This window comes from Psychrobacter proteolyticus (genome assembly GCF_038155145.1).
In the GTDB taxonomy this organism is placed as follows: Bacteria; Pseudomonadota; Gammaproteobacteria; order Pseudomonadales; family Moraxellaceae; genus Psychrobacter; species Psychrobacter proteolyticus_B.
The window spans coordinates 94,453-110,596 of sequence record NZ_JBAKAY010000008.1 but is presented as its reverse complement, the minus strand read 5'-3'; the positions used below and the strand labels follow the sequence as shown (position 1 = coordinate 110,596).

Annotated in this window: 16 protein-coding genes; 10 read left to right on the top strand and 6 right to left on the bottom strand. The window is 43.6% G+C overall.

The window, feature by feature from the left end:
• The first annotated feature begins 411 nt into the window (after window positions 1–411).
• The 4 genes from V6252_RS11095 to V6252_RS11080 all read left to right on the top strand — a co-directional run bounded on the left by V6252_RS11095 (window position 412) and on the right by V6252_RS11080 (window position 4,621).
• A complete protein-coding gene (locus V6252_RS11095; RefSeq protein WP_341610490.1) occupies window positions 412–2,211 on the top strand; it encodes an AMP-binding protein in 1,800 nt (599 codons plus the stop codon).
• Window positions 2,212–2,392: 181 nt separating this feature from the next.
• Window positions 2,393–3,109 (top strand): ribonuclease PH, encoded by a 717-nt coding sequence (gene rph / locus V6252_RS11090; protein ID WP_057761673.1) that lies wholly within the window; start codon window positions 2,393–2,395, stop codon window positions 3,107–3,109.
• Between the two features lie 118 nt (window positions 3,110–3,227).
• A complete protein-coding gene (locus V6252_RS11085) occupies window positions 3,228–3,719 on the top strand; it encodes a hypothetical protein (protein ID WP_296208203.1) in 492 nt (163 codons plus the stop codon).
• Window positions 3,720–3,982: 263 nt separating this feature from the next.
• Window positions 3,983–4,621, top strand: a complete 639-nt coding sequence (locus V6252_RS11080) for a hypothetical protein (protein ID WP_341610489.1) — start codon at window positions 3,983–3,985, stop codon at window positions 4,619–4,621.
• Between the two features lie 111 nt (window positions 4,622–4,732).
• Here V6252_RS11080 and hemJ read toward each other — a convergent pair whose 3' ends face one another.
• From hemJ to serB, 6 genes are all read right to left on the bottom strand, one after another.
• On the bottom strand, window positions 4,733–5,167 hold the full coding sequence (gene hemJ / locus V6252_RS11075) for a protoporphyrinogen oxidase HemJ (RefSeq protein ID WP_057762639.1): 435 nt from the start codon (window positions 5,165–5,167) through the stop codon (window positions 4,733–4,735).
• A gap of 40 nt (window positions 5,168–5,207) precedes the next feature.
• The gene (gene bioB / locus V6252_RS11070) at window positions 5,208–6,371 is read right to left on the bottom strand and encodes a biotin synthase BioB (protein WP_341610488.1); all 1,164 of its coding nucleotides are present in this window, start codon (window positions 6,369–6,371) and stop codon (window positions 5,208–5,210) included.
• 245 nt (window positions 6,372–6,616) lie between these two features.
• On the bottom strand, window positions 6,617–7,123 hold the full coding sequence (locus V6252_RS11065; protein WP_296208198.1) for an SCP2 sterol-binding domain-containing protein: 507 nt from the start codon (window positions 7,121–7,123) through the stop codon (window positions 6,617–6,619).
• 206 nt (window positions 7,124–7,329) lie between these two features.
• Complete coding sequence (gene aciT / locus V6252_RS11060) at window positions 7,330–7,722, bottom strand: AciT family ciprofloxacin tolerance protein (protein ID WP_341610487.1); 393 nt, start codon at window positions 7,720–7,722, stop codon at window positions 7,330–7,332.
• Between the two features lie 282 nt (window positions 7,723–8,004).
• Window positions 8,005–9,000, bottom strand: coding sequence for a DUF368 domain-containing protein (locus V6252_RS11055; protein WP_341610486.1), 996 nt, complete (start codon window positions 8,998–9,000; stop codon window positions 8,005–8,007).
• Window positions 9,001–9,319: 319 nt separating this feature from the next.
• On the bottom strand, window positions 9,320–10,510 hold the full coding sequence (gene serB / locus V6252_RS11050) for a phosphoserine phosphatase SerB (protein ID WP_341610485.1): 1,191 nt from the start codon (window positions 10,508–10,510) through the stop codon (window positions 9,320–9,322).
• Between the two features lie 448 nt (window positions 10,511–10,958).
• Between serB and V6252_RS11045 the strand changes: the two genes are divergently transcribed.
• The 6 genes from V6252_RS11045 (at window position 10,959) to V6252_RS11020 (ending at window position 16,078) form a co-directional block, all read left to right on the top strand.
• Entirely contained in the window at window positions 10,959–12,416 is a 1,458-nt protein-coding gene (locus tag V6252_RS11045) for a hypothetical protein (RefSeq protein ID WP_341610484.1), read from the top strand.
• A gap of 186 nt (window positions 12,417–12,602) precedes the next feature.
• Window positions 12,603–12,839: a PA3496 family putative envelope integrity protein gene (locus tag V6252_RS11040; RefSeq protein ID WP_057761656.1), complete on the top strand. Its 237-nt coding sequence runs from the start codon at window positions 12,603–12,605 to the stop codon at window positions 12,837–12,839.
• Window positions 12,840–13,155: 316 nt separating this feature from the next.
• Window positions 13,156–13,713 (top strand): YecA family protein, encoded by a 558-nt coding sequence (locus tag V6252_RS11035; protein ID WP_201568674.1) that lies wholly within the window; start codon window positions 13,156–13,158, stop codon window positions 13,711–13,713.
• Window positions 13,714–13,823: 110 nt separating this feature from the next.
• Window positions 13,824–14,264 carry a YbjQ family protein gene (locus V6252_RS11030; protein ID WP_341610483.1) on the top strand — a complete coding sequence of 147 codons (441 nt, stop codon included), beginning with the start codon at window positions 13,824–13,826 and terminating at the stop codon, window positions 14,262–14,264.
• Between the two features lie 78 nt (window positions 14,265–14,342).
• Window positions 14,343–14,849, top strand: coding sequence for a YbjQ family protein (locus tag V6252_RS11025; protein ID WP_341610482.1), 507 nt, complete (start codon window positions 14,343–14,345; stop codon window positions 14,847–14,849).
• 305 nt (window positions 14,850–15,154) lie between these two features.
• On the top strand, window positions 15,155–16,078 hold the full coding sequence (locus V6252_RS11020; RefSeq protein WP_160023516.1) for a bile acid:sodium symporter family protein: 924 nt from the start codon (window positions 15,155–15,157) through the stop codon (window positions 16,076–16,078).
• The last annotated feature ends 66 nt before the right edge of the window (window positions 16,079–16,144 follow it).

Genomic DNA, 16,144 nt, shown 5'->3' with positions numbered 1-16,144 from the left:
AGTAGTAACCAAAAATGATAAGGCTGCAACCATGCTGTCTTATCATTTTTTTGTCTTTATCGCTTTTGACATTTGCGGATGACAGCTACTATTAATAGAGAATATCTATTAAAACTGCTATAGTGCCCATCGACGTATTCTTGTTTTTATCCAAAAAACCGTACTAGTTTTACTTAAGACAACTAGTGAAATCATGGTAGTAAATATCATTTTCGACTTGGTCGTGCTGAGTGGTAGTATTATTTATCATAGACCCAGTAACACACTTTAATTTGCAAAGCTTATGAATGACAAACCCGATCATACTTATCTATTTCTTATTCATAAGCTTCTGCTGTCAGCAATAATCATAAAAAATGGTGTTTCCATTAACATATTCAATGTTTTTAACAGTAACATTTAGGGAAAATTATGACGGATAATATTAATAAAAAAACGACAGATAATAGCGCTGCAACTGACGATAAAGCCAATACTACTAACGACGCCTATCAAAGCAATGCGTTTCCTACTATGCCAACCATCGACAGTGATAGTCCGTGGCTGAGTGCTTATGAGCGCTATAGCATCGATGCTACTATCGAGATGCCAGAAGACAATACCTCTCTACTTGATGTGTTCGAGCGTAATTTTAGCCGTTATGGTCAAAAACCTGCCTATATCTGCATGGGCTCATCGATTACTTTTAAGCAATTAGATCTATATAGCCGACAGATTGCTAGCTATTTGCAGTCAATAGGACTGGTCGCAGGCGATAAAGTTGGGGTAATGATGCCCAACGTCTTGCAGTATCCAGTGGTTGCTTTGGGTATCATTCGCGCAGGGATGGTCTTGGTCAATGTAAACCCTCTATACACCAGTCGTGAACTGTCACATCAGTTGCATGACAGTGGTGCGAAAGCGCTATTTATCGTTGAAAACTTTGCCAAAACGTATCAAGAGGCCGAAGACAAAGGTCAGGTAGAGCATGTAGTCGTGTGTACCATTGGTGATATGTTAGGTACGATTAAAGGAGCTGTGGTCAACCTCGTGGCTCGTCATGTTAAAAAGATGATTCCTGCTTATAGCATACCGAATAGTGTAAGCTTCAAGCATGCTCTGAATGCTGAGTCAGCCAGCAAATACCAACGCCCTGAATTGAACTTAAGCGATGTGGCGCTACTGCAATATACTGGTGGTACGACAGGAGTCGCGAAAGGCGCGATGCTGTCTCACGGTAATCTAGTCGCAAACATGCTACAGGTCAGTGCGCTGATGAACAGTGCATTTGATGATGATATAGATGGTAGAGATGTGATTTTGACCGCACTGCCGTTGTATCATGTTTTCTCATTTATGGTCTGCGGTATGTGTAGTATGTATCAAGGTTATGCCTCGCTACTCATTCCGAATCCGCGCGATCTTGATGGGCTTATCAAAGAGATGGCCAAGTATAAGCCAGCGTTTATCCCTGCTGTGAATACTTTGTTTAATGGCTTAGTACACAAAGATAACTTTGCTGATTTGGACTTTTCTAATCTAAAAGCGTCTATCGGCGGCGGTATGTCAGTATTACCTAGCGTAGCCAAAGAGTGGCATAAAATCACTGGTCTGCCTATCGTTGAAGGTTATGGCTTGTCTGAGACCTCGCCTGTCGTAGCATTTAATCCGATGACTATTGCGGAATTTACTGGAAAAATCGGTATTCCTGCGCCTAGTACAGATATTGTGCTCATTGATGATGACGAAAATATAGTAGCCATGGGCGATCGCGGTGAAATCTGTGTAAAAGGCCCACAGGTCATGATTGGTTATCAGAATCGTCCGAAAGAAACTGCTGAATCCTTTACAGCTAGTGGTTACTTAAAAACGGGCGATATCGGCATTATGGACGAAAAAGGTTTTATCAAAATTGTCGATCGTAAAAAAGACATGATTTTGGTATCTGGTTTCAACGTCTATCCAAACGAAATCGAAGAAGCGATGAGTGAGCATCCAGCAGTCGTAGAATGCGGTGCTATTGGTGTACCGAACGATGATCGCGGCGAAGAGCCAAAGCTGTTTGTGGTCAAAAAAGGCAATGTGACTGAAAAAGAGCTATTGGAATATGGCAAAAAACAACTGACTGGCTATAAGCGCCCACGTCATATACAGTTCGTTGACGAATTACCAAAGTCGAACGTTGGCAAAATCCTACGTAAGGAATTGCGTAAGATGGAAGGGTTAGAATAGTTTATATCTGACATTCTATTGATAACGGTGGCGTAATGGCAGGTGTGAATCTTGCTATTGCGCCGTTGTCACGTTAGGATATCTTAAGATTTTAGTCGACTACATACCTATCAATGTGTTTGCTAACGACTGATAGGTATTTTTATGACACTGCTTTTATAACATTGTACTAGGAATTTTTATGCGTATTGACAATCGTGAGCTTGACCAACTTCGCTCGATCAGCTTTGAGCGCCATTATACGAAGCATGCTGAAGGGTCAGTATTGGTAAGTTTTGGCGATACCAAGGTACTATGTACTGCCAGTGTAGAATCTGGTGTGCCGCGCTGGCTCAAAGGTAAAGGCAAAGGTTGGATCACAGCTGAGTATGGTATGTTGCCACGTGCGACCAACACGCGCAATCAGCGTGAAGCGGCTCGCGGCAAGCAGTCAGGTCGTACGCAAGAGATTCAGCGTTTGATCGGTCGTAGCTTACGTGCCATGATTGATCTAAGTAAACTTGGTGAAAACACCATCTATCTTGATTGCGATGTGTTGCAAGCGGATGGCGGTACTCGTACGGCGAGTATCACTGGTGCTGCGATTGCGCTTATCGATGCGCTAGAAAGTATCCAAAAGGCCAAGAAACTAAAAGCAGATCCGCTAATCGGATTGGTTGCTGCGGTTTCCGTTGGTATGAAAGATGGCGAAGCATATCTTGATCTGAACTATGAAGAAGACTCTAGCTGCGATACCGACTTGAACGTCGTAATGACTCAAAAAGGCGAGTACATTGAGCTACAAGGTACTGCTGAAGAAAAGCCATTCACTCGTGCTCAAGCAGATGCTATGCTGTCGTTAGCTGAAAAAGGCATTGCTGAATTGATTAAAATGCAACAGACGGCGCTTGGTTGGTAGACTAGCGTTTAAATACAACACACTGTCTTTGTTTTTAGTGTCAATAACTGCCTGTTAGCTGCTAATAGGCAGTTTTTTAATAGAAAATATTCGTACATTACGTAATAGGTAACAACACATGCTAAAGCTGACTGATGATGGCGCCAAAATCACCTTACAAGGGCAATCAAATGCTGCTGATAATGGCATGTTTTGGTTTGGTTCTGCATTATTGGTCGGGGCCGTCGCAGTCGCCATGGCGATGAGCCTATTGCCTGAGCGTCTAGCTATCGGTGCGCTTGCACTGCTTATCATTGGTAGCTTCATTTTTAATAAAAAGCGCCAACAGCATAAAAAAGCCATGAGCGGTATGATTAGCAGTGGCACATTATGGGTAAGGGCTGGCGAGTTGGTCCATGACAATCTAGGTAAGCGTGAGCATATTCATTTAACGGATGGTGATAAGATAACGCTGATTGGCGAGCAATTACAGATTGTCGATAGCAGTGACGTTCGCAAATATCATATTACTGGTTTCGAGAGTGCTCAAGAAGCAAAAGCTGCGAAAGCTATCTTAGAAGGGCAAGCGCTAACGAAACGCCATGTAAATATCAGAATGAAGAGTAATTAGTATCTTTTCTTAATTTCATACTTTACCAAAGTATAGCTATTATCTTCGTGTTATCTAACTTTCTAACTCAAATATCATTTTAAATCTCACTCGACGTATCTCTCCAATATTGTCATCTATCAGTATATTTATACCGTCTATCACCTATCGCAGGCGAATAGTGCTTGCAGATTTGTGCGCAAATGGTTTATAAGTAGGATTATAAAATTTATCCTTCTTATTATTGATACTGTCATTGAGATTTAGTTGACAAGGAGTTAGTCATGCTGCGTTTGTCTATACCGTCAGTCGCCGCGTCGTGCGGTTTTTTACTATTTACCTGCGGCATGGTAGGACAAGCCCATGCAGATAGTATGAGTATGCTTATCGCCCAAAAATCTATTCAACCAACGATGAATACGTCCTATCGTTATCCTGAGGTACAGCGTTCAGCACCTACAGTCTTACCAGCGTTTTTATCAGGCAACTATGACAATGTCGATAGCGAGTATCTACCTCTGCTGAGTAATGCAGAGACGCAGAGTAGTATGGCAGCACGCGAAGTGGTCAGTACCGCACGAAAAATGGCACTTAACGAGCGTACAATTATTCAAGGTGGCTGTTGGGACTATTTAAATGCGGTATTTAATCGGGCAGGGGTATCGCGTAATACCATACACAAAGGCACTTATGCGCAAGGCCCCTATGCTAGTAGCAGCGAGATTGAAGCAGGTGACTGGCTCTATTATATCAATCATGGCTACAATGGCGTCGAGCATAGTGGACTGTTTGTCGGTTGGGTCGATGAGCATGCCAAGCAGGCTTTAATACTGAGCTATGCTGGCGAAAATCGCCGTGAACCAGCTCGTTATCGCGTTTATGACTTAAGCAATGTTTATCAAATTATGCGCCCTAGTGTTTAGTGTTTGATATTTCCAGTTTGACACCATGTTCTATAAGTGAATAAAAAAGCGTCCGCAACTCATTGAAGTTACGGACGCTTTTATTTTGCATGTCTAATTGGTTTTCTTATGCTAAAACGGTTTTACCACGACTAGAATGACGATAATCACTAAGGCGAAGACAGGCACTTCGTTAAACCAGCGCCAGAATTTATGCGTTTTATAGTGTGGATTATCAATTAGCTTCTTACGATAAAAGCCGCAAGCACCATGATAGCCTGACAGTAGCACTACTAATAGCAATTTAACATGTAGCCAGCCTTGGGTTTTATAGACATCCCATCCCAGCCCTAACATCCATAGACCAAAGATCCATGTCGCTATCATCGATGGGGTCATGATACCGCGATATAGCTTGCGCTCCATAATGGCAAAGCGCTCATGGCTGATGCTATCGTCACTCATCGCATGATAGACAAACAGGCGCGGCAAATAGAATATCGCCGCAAACCAGCAGACCATCGAGATAATGTGTGCCGCTTTAATCCAGTTAAAATAATCTGCCATCATAGTTTCTCTTGCTTAACTTGTATTTTTTAGCTTAGGCCTACTCTGCCAACACAACTTGTGTTTGATGACCATTCATCGCATCCATTACAGGCAGTACTTTAGGTGCTCTTGGTGCGGCAAACTGTTTGGTTAGGCCAAGCTCACGCATGAGTCTGTCGTCGCCTGATTGACTTGCGTTACCAGTAGTAAGAAGCTTGTCACCATAAAAGAATGAGTTAGCACCTGCCATAAAGGCTAATGCTTGCTCAGAATCAGATAGACTTTCGCGACCAGCAGATAGGCGCACGTAGCTAGTCGGGCAGCAAATACGAGCGACCGCAATAGTACGAATCCACTCAAGTACAGACAGCTGACCCTCGGCCAATACTTTATCACCAATCGGTGTACCTGCAATAGGCACCAGTAAGTTGACTGGAATTGATTCAGGCACTTTTGGCATTTTTAGCAGCTCAAGTACCCAATCGATGCGGTCATCACGGCTTTCGCCCATACCAACGATATTGCCACTACAGACGTTGATGCCAGAGTTACGCACGTTTTCTATCGTATCTAAACGCTCATCATAGCTGCGCGTGCTGACGACTTGCTCATAGTAGCTACGCGAAGTATCTAGGTTATGGTTGTAGTAATCCAACCCTGCATCGGCCAACTGTGTTGCTTGATTGGTATCGAGCATACCCAGCGTCATACAAGTTTCAAGTCCTAATGCTTTTACTTCTTTGATCAGCTCAACCACATAAGGCATGTCTTTGGCACTTGGATGTTTCCACGCGGCACCCATGCAGAAGCGTGATGAGCCACTGTTTTTGGCACGTTTGGCCGCTGCGATGACTTTATCAACTTCTATGCGTTTTTCTGCTTGTAGTTTGGTGGTGTCGCGATGATGGCCTGACTGTGAGCAATAGCCGCAATCTTCAGGGCAGTTGCCCGTTTTGATAGAGAGTAGCGTGCTAATCTGTACTTCATTAGCAGTAAAATGCTTTCTATGGATGGTTTGTGCTTGTAATAACAAGTCCATTAAAGGTAAATCAAACAGTTGCGCGATTTCTTCACGGCTATATGTCGTAGCTACTTTAATATCAGTTTGAGTCGCGTCTGTGGCTAGATTGGCCAAAAAATCACTGTTGGTCGCATCTGGCTGAGTGGCTAGATCAGTTGGCTGGGTGGCGTCAGGTTCGGAGATGCTAAGCAATCCTGCCATAAGGTAAGTCCTTTTATAAGAATGAGAGGGTATTAAATAAAACCAATGTTTTTATCTATTGTCATTTATAAGGTAACAAAAAAGGTTGCCGTATAGTATACCGCAACCTTTTTAGAAAATCAGAACACTGCTAGACAGTATGTATAACTGTCACAGTAGCGCACATAAATAGTAACTATACGTTTGGCTATTTAGTTCTATATCATCCATTCTACCAATGACTACCGCTCAGTGCACCATTCTTTTTATTTACCAAGTTTATGCTTAGCGATACCAACCCAATGCTCAGCAAATTTCTGTGCTTTATAAGCGTAAGGTTTGGCTTTTTGGATATATGGTTTGCACTCTTCTGGGATAGCTGGAACGATATGCTTAGCAAGTTTATTGAACCACATCATTAGGCTATAGTCGCCTTCGATGCTCAAGTTACCTTCTTGCACAGCAGTCATAAAGGCAGGCAAGCTACCTTTGGTTAGCAGTCTAACGCCAGTCATAGAATCTTTAAAGGTGATGGTCAAATCGGCTTCTTTTGCATGCCCGCTTTGTTGATTGAACTGTCCGTTGTCAAAGCTAAAAGAACGGGCGATATCTGACTCAGTACTAGCAAACTCAATCGTAACTTGACGATCAGCGAACAACGCTTTGACGTCTTCGTTATCGCTATCAGCTAACATAGACAAACGATAGCCAACAACAGCCAATAAAGCATCTAATGGATCAGATTTGATATCTAATACAGGAACAGTAAACATAGCAGAACTCCTAAAGAAATGAGGCATAAAAATAAAGCGTACTTTATACCAGTTTTTATGACAAATATATAACTGGATTATAAACTATCACAGGGTGCCAACTCTTTAGTAGTTAAGTAGAGAGCGTTAAGTATCTTGTAACATTCGATGTCACTGACGTAAGCAAGGTATTGATATAGACAAACAAAGGTATAAATAGGACAGTTTTAACGGAAACGTGGCTGATAGTTATCATCGTAAACAGGAGTATGTTCTATATAGCGTGCGGCTTCTAGCTCACGTTGCTGGCTAACGGTCTGACTCACATCATCATAGCGTAATGCCCGATACAGTACCCAAGCTGCCAACGGTAACCAACTGATGCCCATAGCGATGATATAGCGATGCCATGACGATAGCTCCATCAACATAGGGCGACCTGCTAATATATTTTGAATCAACTCAACGGTGAACCAATAGGCCATCCCGCCAAACAGATATAGCAGTAGCCAACGATATGACGATACGGCAAGCACCACTACTAAACTGGCTAGTAGTCCATAACCCAGCCATGCCGCGCCGTTCCATGCCTCTACACCGATAAAAGAAAATATAGTCATTAACATCATTCATCTCGCTATTCATAAGGTGAATTCCAATGAGACTATTATGAGAGGTTATTGAGTAAAGCTGAAGAGGGTGCAGGCGACTTTGCGACAACCGTTGACGTTTGGTTTTTTGGCTTGTTTTGCGATATCTGATGGCTAGATGTTAGGCTAAGCGCCGTGAGGAGTGGCGCTTGTTTTGAGTGATATGGAAATGGTTTTTCTAGTCTAGGAAGACGTTTATTAGCTAGCAAACCAAGCCAAACTAGAAAGCAGGATTGACAGTTTGCTAAATACTTAGCCTCGATTGGTACGGTTACCCCACCAAGATAATAGCGAAACTAAAATAGCACCGAGTAGCATAAGTCCTACTGTCGTTGACCACTGTGCGCCAGTAGGGTATTGCCATGGCATGACGTTATGAACGGCTTCAGTATTTAGTGAGCCTAGCGCATCTACTTTCCATGGCCAGACTTTTATTAGAGAGCCTGCAATAAAGCCTGTCAGCAATGCCAAAGTAGCCTGATAATAATGTGAGAGTAGCCACTTGAGTGCACGCGTGAATAACAATAACCCAGTCGCCATACCCGCAATCACTGTGAAAATGGCACTCAGATTCATCGTATCGACTGCTTCTAATACCGCATCGTAAGCGCCTAGCAATAGCAAAATAAACGACCCTGATATCCCTGGTAGGATCATGGCACAAATAGCGATTGCCCCTGCAAAAAACAGATACGGTAAGCTAGGGGTGGTCGTGAGTAACGGCATACTACTGATAACCACAGCGACAATAAGCCCAGTCGCAAACAGCGCGACACGTCCTATATTCCAGCGCTTAATTTCACTAAGTAAGATAAATACCGTTGCGACGACCAGTCCAAAAAAGAATGACCAAATAAGCAATGGTTGGTTGTCCAATAAATGCTTAATGATACCGGCTAAGGTCGCAAAGCTAGTGGCAATGCCTAGTAGCAAACACAATAGAAATGTCGCATCTACTTGTCGCCAAATCGCCGCGAATCCTTTGATGCCACCTTCCTGACGAAATATCGTCCAAAGATTGGGGCCGATACTGCCAAGCGCGTTAATCAAGCGTTCGTAAATCCCTGCAATCAACGCAATGGTGCCGCCAGAGACGCCAGGTACGATATCAGCTGCTCCCATGGCCATACCTCTGACATAGATACCTACCAGCTGCTTTGGGCTATCAGTACGTACAGGTACCGTATCTTGCTCTAATGGCGTTGGCGCTGACGGCTGAGTTGGCCGTGGAGATTGTGGTGCCGTCATGGGCATTCCTTTATCATTTAAAAATAAGTGTTATCTAAAAGTAAGTATTAGTTGAAAAAAGGCGTTAGCTAAACATTAGTGTGCATAGCAGATTTTATTAAGGATCGTAACGTACTAGGGCGTGTCTTCCATTCACTTAATAGTCATCTAACTGAGCTAAAAATGGCCAAATTTTACCAAATAGCTGGTTAATATATCGGTACTATCTACCTATCTACCTACGCTATTTCTCTTGTTTAAGCCACGCTCTAAAGCATAAAAGCCAGATTAATGACAAAACATTAACCTAGCTTAGCGGATAATCTAGAATACTTAGCGATTACTCAGTAGGAGCGAGGGCTGGATAGCCAAGAGCGTACAGAGTACCTTCAAGTCCTGTCACGTTGATAGCGGCATCAGCACGTGCTTGAACGATGGGTTTGGCATGATAGGCCACACCCAGATCGGCCAATGCCATCATCGGTAAATCATTAGCACCGTCACCGATACAGACCACCTGTGACATCTCAATGCCTAAGCGCTCAGCAGTATGCTCAACAATAGCGGCTTTTTTGGCACCATTGACAATAGGCCACTGTACATGACCAGTGACTTCACCTTCCTCGATATCTAGAGCGTTGGCATGCACTTCATCGATACCCAACTGCTCAGCGATATAACGGGCAAAATAAGTAAAGCCGCCCGAGACCAGCACCGTATGATAACCCAGTGCTTTTAGCGCACTAATCGTCGTGCGCGCACCAGTCGATAACGTTAAGCGACTACAGATATCATCAAGCACATCGGTAGAAGTACCTTTTAGCAAGGCCACACGCTGAGCAAACGATTCATCAAAATCAATCTCACCGCGCATTGCGGCTTCAGTGATGGCTTCTACTTCCTCGCCAATCCCAGCCGTTTTTGCCAGCTCTACGATGACTTCTTGCTCGATCAAGGTTGAGTCCATATCAAAGCAGGCAAGTTTGTGCGTCCGTAACATATGACCGACAGATAAGATATGACAGTCCACGACGTTTATATTGCCTGTGCTATCTGCATTGCGTGTATTGTTATATTCTTCAGTTAGGTCATGACGCAGGCGAGCGGTCAGCTGATCATCAATAATGTGAGCGGCTGCGGTTTTTTTGCCAGGGTGCATTAGTGTGTCAGTGACTGGCACTAACAGATAACGGTAGACCTGAGTATGGGTAAAGGGTAGGCGCTGTGCGTCCGCTGCTGTAGGCTCTGTATCAGATACCGTGATATTGACGAAACTAGCGTCAGTATCTTCGGCAACGGTCACTAAATGCCAACTTGGCTGTTCATCGACCCACGACTGAACGTATTGATGAATATCTAATGCAGATACCTGAGTCGGCAGTACTACGATGAGCGCAAAAACAGGTAGCGACTGTAGCGCATCAAAGTCTTGCAAATTGGTATCTTCGGGTAATAATGCCGCAATAGAATCAACGGCTTGTTGCCATGCTTTGCTGTCTTTTGGTAACGAATAAGATGTATTTTTTGGCATGGCTCAATTGTCCCTTGTATGCTCATATAAGATTAGGAATAATAACAGTTTTACTGGGCAGCGCCTATAGATGACGCGCAAAGTAACAATGATGCTAAAAAACAGATTTTATGGCGTAAGAAGCCATAGAAAATGCGATAAAGTTATTATGATAAATTTATAAAGCGCTCACGCTATAAGGCTTATTATGGTGATATAGTAGATGAGATAAGCTGGCTGTTTATCTAGGTGCTTTCTTATTAACGATGCCTTCGCAAAAGATTGCAAGGCAAAAGATAGCGAAGCTGGCAACAATATTGATGCTGTTGATAGTCGTTAATAAGCAGGACTGCTTTAACACTATGTGCGCATCACAGTTGGCGCACATCACAATTGTTTAAAAATTAGCCAAAAAATGAGCAGTAGTCTCGTTTTTTAATTTCTTCTCTCCAAAAAAGTTTAACATATCATGACGTATTTAGCGCCGCGGCAAGGGTTGTTTGCCATTATTCTTCTGGTTAGTTTTTGTTTGCAGACGCTGTTATTGGTCATTAGTACTGACCAACAGCTGAGCAATAGTCGTGCGTTAAAAGGCGAGCAGATGGTCGCCCAGCTGATTGATGAAGCAAGGTTGTCTTTAGAAAATAAAGACCGCGTGAGTTTAAGCGTTATTGCCAACCGCTATACCAGCGAGCAAGACGTCACACGGATACTGATTAAGGACAACAACGACGATATCTTGGTGCCAGTAGGCAATGCGCCGATGCAGCAAGGTGACACCATTCGTCAAATCGCCACCAATGGCGATGCAGTCATCGGTAGCGTTGCACTGACCCTAAAAGACGTTAGCAAAGGCGAGATCATCGCCATGCAATGGCCGTTTGTTATCGGCACCATGCTGTTACATTTACTGCTGTGGTTGATTTACGGTTACCTCGCTCGTCCGACCAAAGAGCAAATCAATGCATTAAGTCGAGATATCCAAGAGCTGTATCGTGACCAATACAGACCAGTCGATCAACGCGGCTACGACCGTGAACTTGAGCGCCAGTCAACGGGTCAATCAGCTTCTCACATGTCAGACAGTCAAGTAGCGACGGATAATACGGCTAATGCCACAGATGACGAAGTGACTAATGCCCGCAAGTTTAATGTGCATAATGAAGTGAATGAGTACCTTAGAACCCAGCAAAACCAAGAGACAGGTAGTGATACTGACAATCTAATGAGTGCGAGTGAAGGTGGCGAAAGCGAAATAGCAGATACAGACGGTGTTGCTTCTCAAGTTACCAGCCATACGTCTAGGCTATCTGCCACACGGTCTGTTGATAGCGTCAAAGTCCAAGTTACATTCCATGATGAGTTCAATATGCTTGAACGCCTTGCACCTGCCCAGCGTCTTCCGTATCTAGCACTCTGCACCCAGCTGCTCAATCAGGCCGTGACTGAGCTACTAAGACAGCCATTGCTATTGGGTGTGAGTGCGATGAATGAAGCTCACTTCGAAGACAATGGCGCAAGTGTGGTACTAAAGGCTGATAATAGCCATGCAAAAGTGGCACTCGCAGGCGTGATGCTTGCCAAGCTATACTTAATGCTCAACAAAATTATCCACGATAAGCACATTGAGCTGTCACGTTTTGCTTTGCCAGCGAAAGCGGGCGTGAGTGATGATGCGCAGTCAGAGCCAATGACTCACTTGCTCCAGAGTGTCGGCAAAAAAGAGCAGCTATTGATACTATTGCCAAATGCCGGTCTCAAGCAAATCAGCAATCATGTACAAGTACATAACATCATGCGCCCAACCACTGTCTATGAGCGTGAGTGTGCGATATTTGATGGGGCTAACGACTCATTGATTCAGCGTTTGGCCGATGTGCGCAATGCGGTTCTGATGATTGAAGATGAGGACGAGCTGCACATTTAATGCCGACTGTATTTGGTCATTTATATTACAATTGTCTGTTATATAGCCTACTGGACTATCTTAATCGTAGAGTTGAAATGTACCATATTGCGAAAAAGGATTGACAACATTCAATAGAGACTTTATAAGGCATATATATATTGATGTATTCTTAATACCCTTGCCTAAAAATGATAGGAGTTTGTCATGAGTGACGCTGATATTGACGACGATTTTGATGATGATTTTGTCGACGATGATGATGCAAAGATGGTTGAAGAAGCTGAGACGAGCGTACGTACACGTTTAAGTAGTCTTGAAAAACGTCGGCTAATCGATAATTTGCTAGAAGAAAAGCGTTTGGCTAAAGAGTTAAAAGACGATCTAGACGACATAGACAACTTCGATGAAGACGGCGATGATTGGGATGATGACGATTTTTAATTTGTCAGCATCAGTCGTTTCAGTGGACTAAAGTGCTCTAGTGGCTACTTTAATGACGGTAACTACTTTAACGGCAGTGGCTATTTTAATGACTAAAATCATTTAACCAGTCAAGTTGGTTGCCTGCTGTTTGCTACTTTTCTAACTTTCTATGGTTGCTCGCAACCCATTCATCTCGATAATACTTACCTGATAGAGGTTGCTTGAGTTTCATTAATTAAGCAGCCTTTAGTCTCTACTTAAGTACTCGTCCTCTTTTATTTAACCGATCGCCCACTGCGGTTGATGACCCTTATCTTTCAAGGACTACCAAACCATGAGTAACCAACTAAGTTTTGATGAATTACTAGATTATTTGGATAACCAAGAGAGCCAGTTCGTGCTCGATAGTGTCGCGGCACATGGCTTTTTGACAGCAACGGTCATCGGACGTCCACTGCCTAACTGGATGGATGCCCTGTTCGAAGGTCACGTAAGTGAGATTCCAGAAAACGTCATCGATGGCATTAAACGCTGGCGCGATTCGATCATGGCTGAGTTAAAAAACGAGACGCCGATCGAATTACCATTTGGTGAAGATGCTGGTAACGAAGAAGTGGCGGTTGATTTCTCTGATGAGTCAGACATCGTTGCTTGGTCAATCGGTTTCGTCGATGCCATGTATGGTGATGAGGCAAGCGACTGGTTTGAAGACGAAGAGACGGCAGAAGACGTAGCAGTATTGACTTTGCCAATGATCGTGCTAAGCGGTATCGATGATGAAGATCCAGAGCTGTCTGAGATGCGTAAAGACGAAGACAAAATGGTACAGATGGCCAATAGCATCGAAGGTAATTTGACTGAGCTGTTCTTATTGTTCCATACCAACGATTAATAATGCTAAGAAACAGCGCTGCTACTAGCAGTGCTGTTTCTGTCTGTCTACGCTGTATTACAGTACTTTGGTTTACCATGTATTTTATAAGTCACCGATAAGGTCATCCTATGACTGTGCAACTCTCTAATCTTGAACACTTACCTAACTATCAAATTACTGAACGCCTAGATGTGGTGTACGGTAGTACCGTGCGCTCAAAGCACGTGGGCAAGGATCTGTTCGCTGGGTTAAAAAACATCGTTGGCGGCGAGCTGACGGCCTATACCGAGCTATTAGAAGAGTCACGCCAAGAAGCAATCGATCGCATGATTGTCAAAGCAGAGGCGTTAGGTGCTGATGCGGTGGTCGGTCTGCGTTTTTCGACTTCTAGTATTGCCCAAGGTGCCTCAGAGCTGTTTGTCTATGGTACGGCGGTCAAGGTTGCGCCGATATCACAGCAGCAGTATCAAACCCCGCCAAGCGATGGTTACAACCATTCTAGTCAAAACACAAATACTCAGACCCAAGTCGCACCCGATAATTTACCGCGTTTCAATCCTTTTGGTTAATCCTATAATACTAAAAGCTACAATACCAAATCCTACAATGTTAAAAGCACCGATGCTTTTTATGATGAGAAACGTGCTATGAATGATTCACTCACGCAAGTGCTCATCAATTATGGGCCGTTTGTCTTCTTATTCGCGGCTGGCTGGTTCTTTGGGTCGCGCCATGAGCGTCAGCATTTGGCACAGCTAACAGTAGCAGAGCAAGCATTGGGCGATATCACTGTCTCAAGCGAACGTTTATACCGTCCCAAGTTAGCAGCGGGTAGTGAAGGCGAGCTGGTGCTTGGTAGTGTCGTTATCGCTCAAGATTATTTCAAAATGATCATCGCTCGCGTATTAAGTGTCTTTGGCAAAAACTTAACCACTTATGAGACTTTGCTAGATCGTGCGCGCCGTGAAGCCATCGTTCGTATGCGGACTGAGGCAAAAGCCAAAGGCTACACGCATATCTACGGGTTACGTCTTGAGGTAACCAATGTCAACCAATTAGGCAGTATGGTCGAAGCCATCGCCTACGGTACAGCTGTTATCAGTATCGACCATATTAAACCTACATCTGCTGTAAATCACAAAATCCCCGCTTAAATCATTTCTACTTTATTTTCAAGTGTAAAAACCTATAATTGACTGACGAGTAGTCAGAAAAATCAAAACCATACACTTTTACAACGATATACTGAATTTTGTCGTTCCGTTATTATTTCGGTTCGTAGTAACCAGTTTTATCAAAAATTGTCGGTTTAAAAACACGACTGTATGGAAAAGTGTCATATAAAGAGCTGACAACGTCGGTGGCTTTTACCCAAGATATCAGCAGGATTGGCTGATTGAGCATGACGAGGTTGTCATAAACCTGCCCGTGTAAGGGCTCTATCTACAAGGATGTAGTTATGGAAGGTGTTGAGTTAGTCACGTTTATAAATGCAAAAGTCATTCCCATTAGTATCTTTTTGATTATGATGGGAATGGGATTGTCCTTAGTTACCAATGACTTTAAGAGAGTCGTCAAATACCCTAAAGCAGTCGCCATAGGCTTGACCAATCAGCTAATATTTTTACCGCTCGTAGGTTTTGCCTTGGCAACCTCCATGTCTCTCGAGCCAGAGTATGCCGTTGGGGTCATGTTGCTAGTATTGTGCCCTGGTGGCACGACATCGAATCTATTTACCTATTTAGCCAAAGGTGATGTTGCACTTTCGGTCACCATGACCGCTATTGCCAGTGTCATTACCGTATTTACCATTCCTATCGTCCTCAGTTTTTCGCTCGTATACTTCATGGGAGCGGGTAGTGAGTTTCAGTTGCCAGTGGTCAAGACCATGGTCAGCCTAATTGCTCTGACTATCTTACCCGTCAGTATTGGTATGTTGATCAAACGCTATGCGCCTAACGCGGCAGATAAGGGACAGGTGATGGTGTCTCGTTTTGGCGTGATATTTTTGAGCTTCTTGGTACTTTTCTTAAGCTATGTGCAACGAGACATTATCGTTGAAGCGTTAATCGCTACTGGCCCTGTGGCATTGATACTGAACGTATCGACGATGGCGCTTGGTTATTACACCAGTAAATGGTTCGGTCTAAATCCTGCGCAAAGACGCTCGATTACTATGGAAGTCGGCCTACAAAACAGTACGCTTTCAATGTTTATGGCACTGACGCTATTGGCCAATTATAAGATGTCGATGACGCCAGCCATTTATACACTAATCATGTTCTTGACCGCTGGTATCATGGTCAGAGTATTTACTGCCCAGCACAATAAAGCCAAAAGAACTGAGATAGAAAACAGTGTATTGGCAGCACGTAGAATGTAAGAGGTTTAAAATAACCGTAGTAACGCACTGTTGCGCCAGTTGAGACAATACTTGGCAAAAATCAAC

Bases quoted from the DNA above. Each gene is read 5' to 3' on its own strand.
- V6252_RS11095 (WP_341610490.1), top strand. From the start codon at position 412: ATGACGGATAATATTAATAAAAAAACGACAGATAATAGCGCTGCAACT.
- rph (WP_057761673.1), top strand. From the start codon at position 2,393: ATGCGTATTGACAATCGTGAGCTTGACCAACTTCGCTCGATCAGCTTT.
- V6252_RS11085 (WP_296208203.1), top strand. From the start codon at position 3,228: ATGCTAAAGCTGACTGATGATGGCGCCAAAATCACCTTACAAGGGCAA.
- V6252_RS11080 (WP_341610489.1), top strand. From the start codon at position 3,983: ATGCTGCGTTTGTCTATACCGTCAGTCGCCGCGTCGTGCGGTTTTTTA.
- hemJ (WP_057762639.1), bottom strand. From the start codon at position 5,167: ATGGCAGATTATTTTAACTGGATTAAAGCGGCACACATTATCTCGATG.
- bioB (WP_341610488.1), bottom strand. From the start codon at position 6,371: ATGGCAGGATTGCTTAGCATCTCCGAACCTGACGCCACCCAGCCAACT.
- V6252_RS11065 (WP_296208198.1), bottom strand. From the start codon at position 7,123: ATGTTTACTGTTCCTGTATTAGATATCAAATCTGATCCATTAGATGCT.
- aciT (WP_341610487.1), bottom strand. From the start codon at position 7,722: ATGACTATATTTTCTTTTATCGGTGTAGAGGCATGGAACGGCGCGGCA.
- V6252_RS11055 (WP_341610486.1), bottom strand. From the start codon at position 9,000: ATGACGGCACCACAATCTCCACGGCCAACTCAGCCGTCAGCGCCAACG.
- serB (WP_341610485.1), bottom strand. From the start codon at position 10,510: ATGCCAAAAAATACATCTTATTCGTTACCAAAAGACAGCAAAGCATGG.
- V6252_RS11045 (WP_341610484.1), top strand. From the start codon at position 10,959: ATGACGTATTTAGCGCCGCGGCAAGGGTTGTTTGCCATTATTCTTCTG.
- V6252_RS11040 (WP_057761656.1), top strand. From the start codon at position 12,603: ATGAGTGACGCTGATATTGACGACGATTTTGATGATGATTTTGTCGAC.
- V6252_RS11035 (WP_201568674.1), top strand. From the start codon at position 13,156: ATGAGTAACCAACTAAGTTTTGATGAATTACTAGATTATTTGGATAAC.
- V6252_RS11030 (WP_341610483.1), top strand. From the start codon at position 13,824: ATGACTGTGCAACTCTCTAATCTTGAACACTTACCTAACTATCAAATT.
- V6252_RS11025 (WP_341610482.1), top strand. From the start codon at position 14,343: ATGAATGATTCACTCACGCAAGTGCTCATCAATTATGGGCCGTTTGTC.
- V6252_RS11020 (WP_160023516.1), top strand. From the start codon at position 15,155: ATGGAAGGTGTTGAGTTAGTCACGTTTATAAATGCAAAAGTCATTCCC.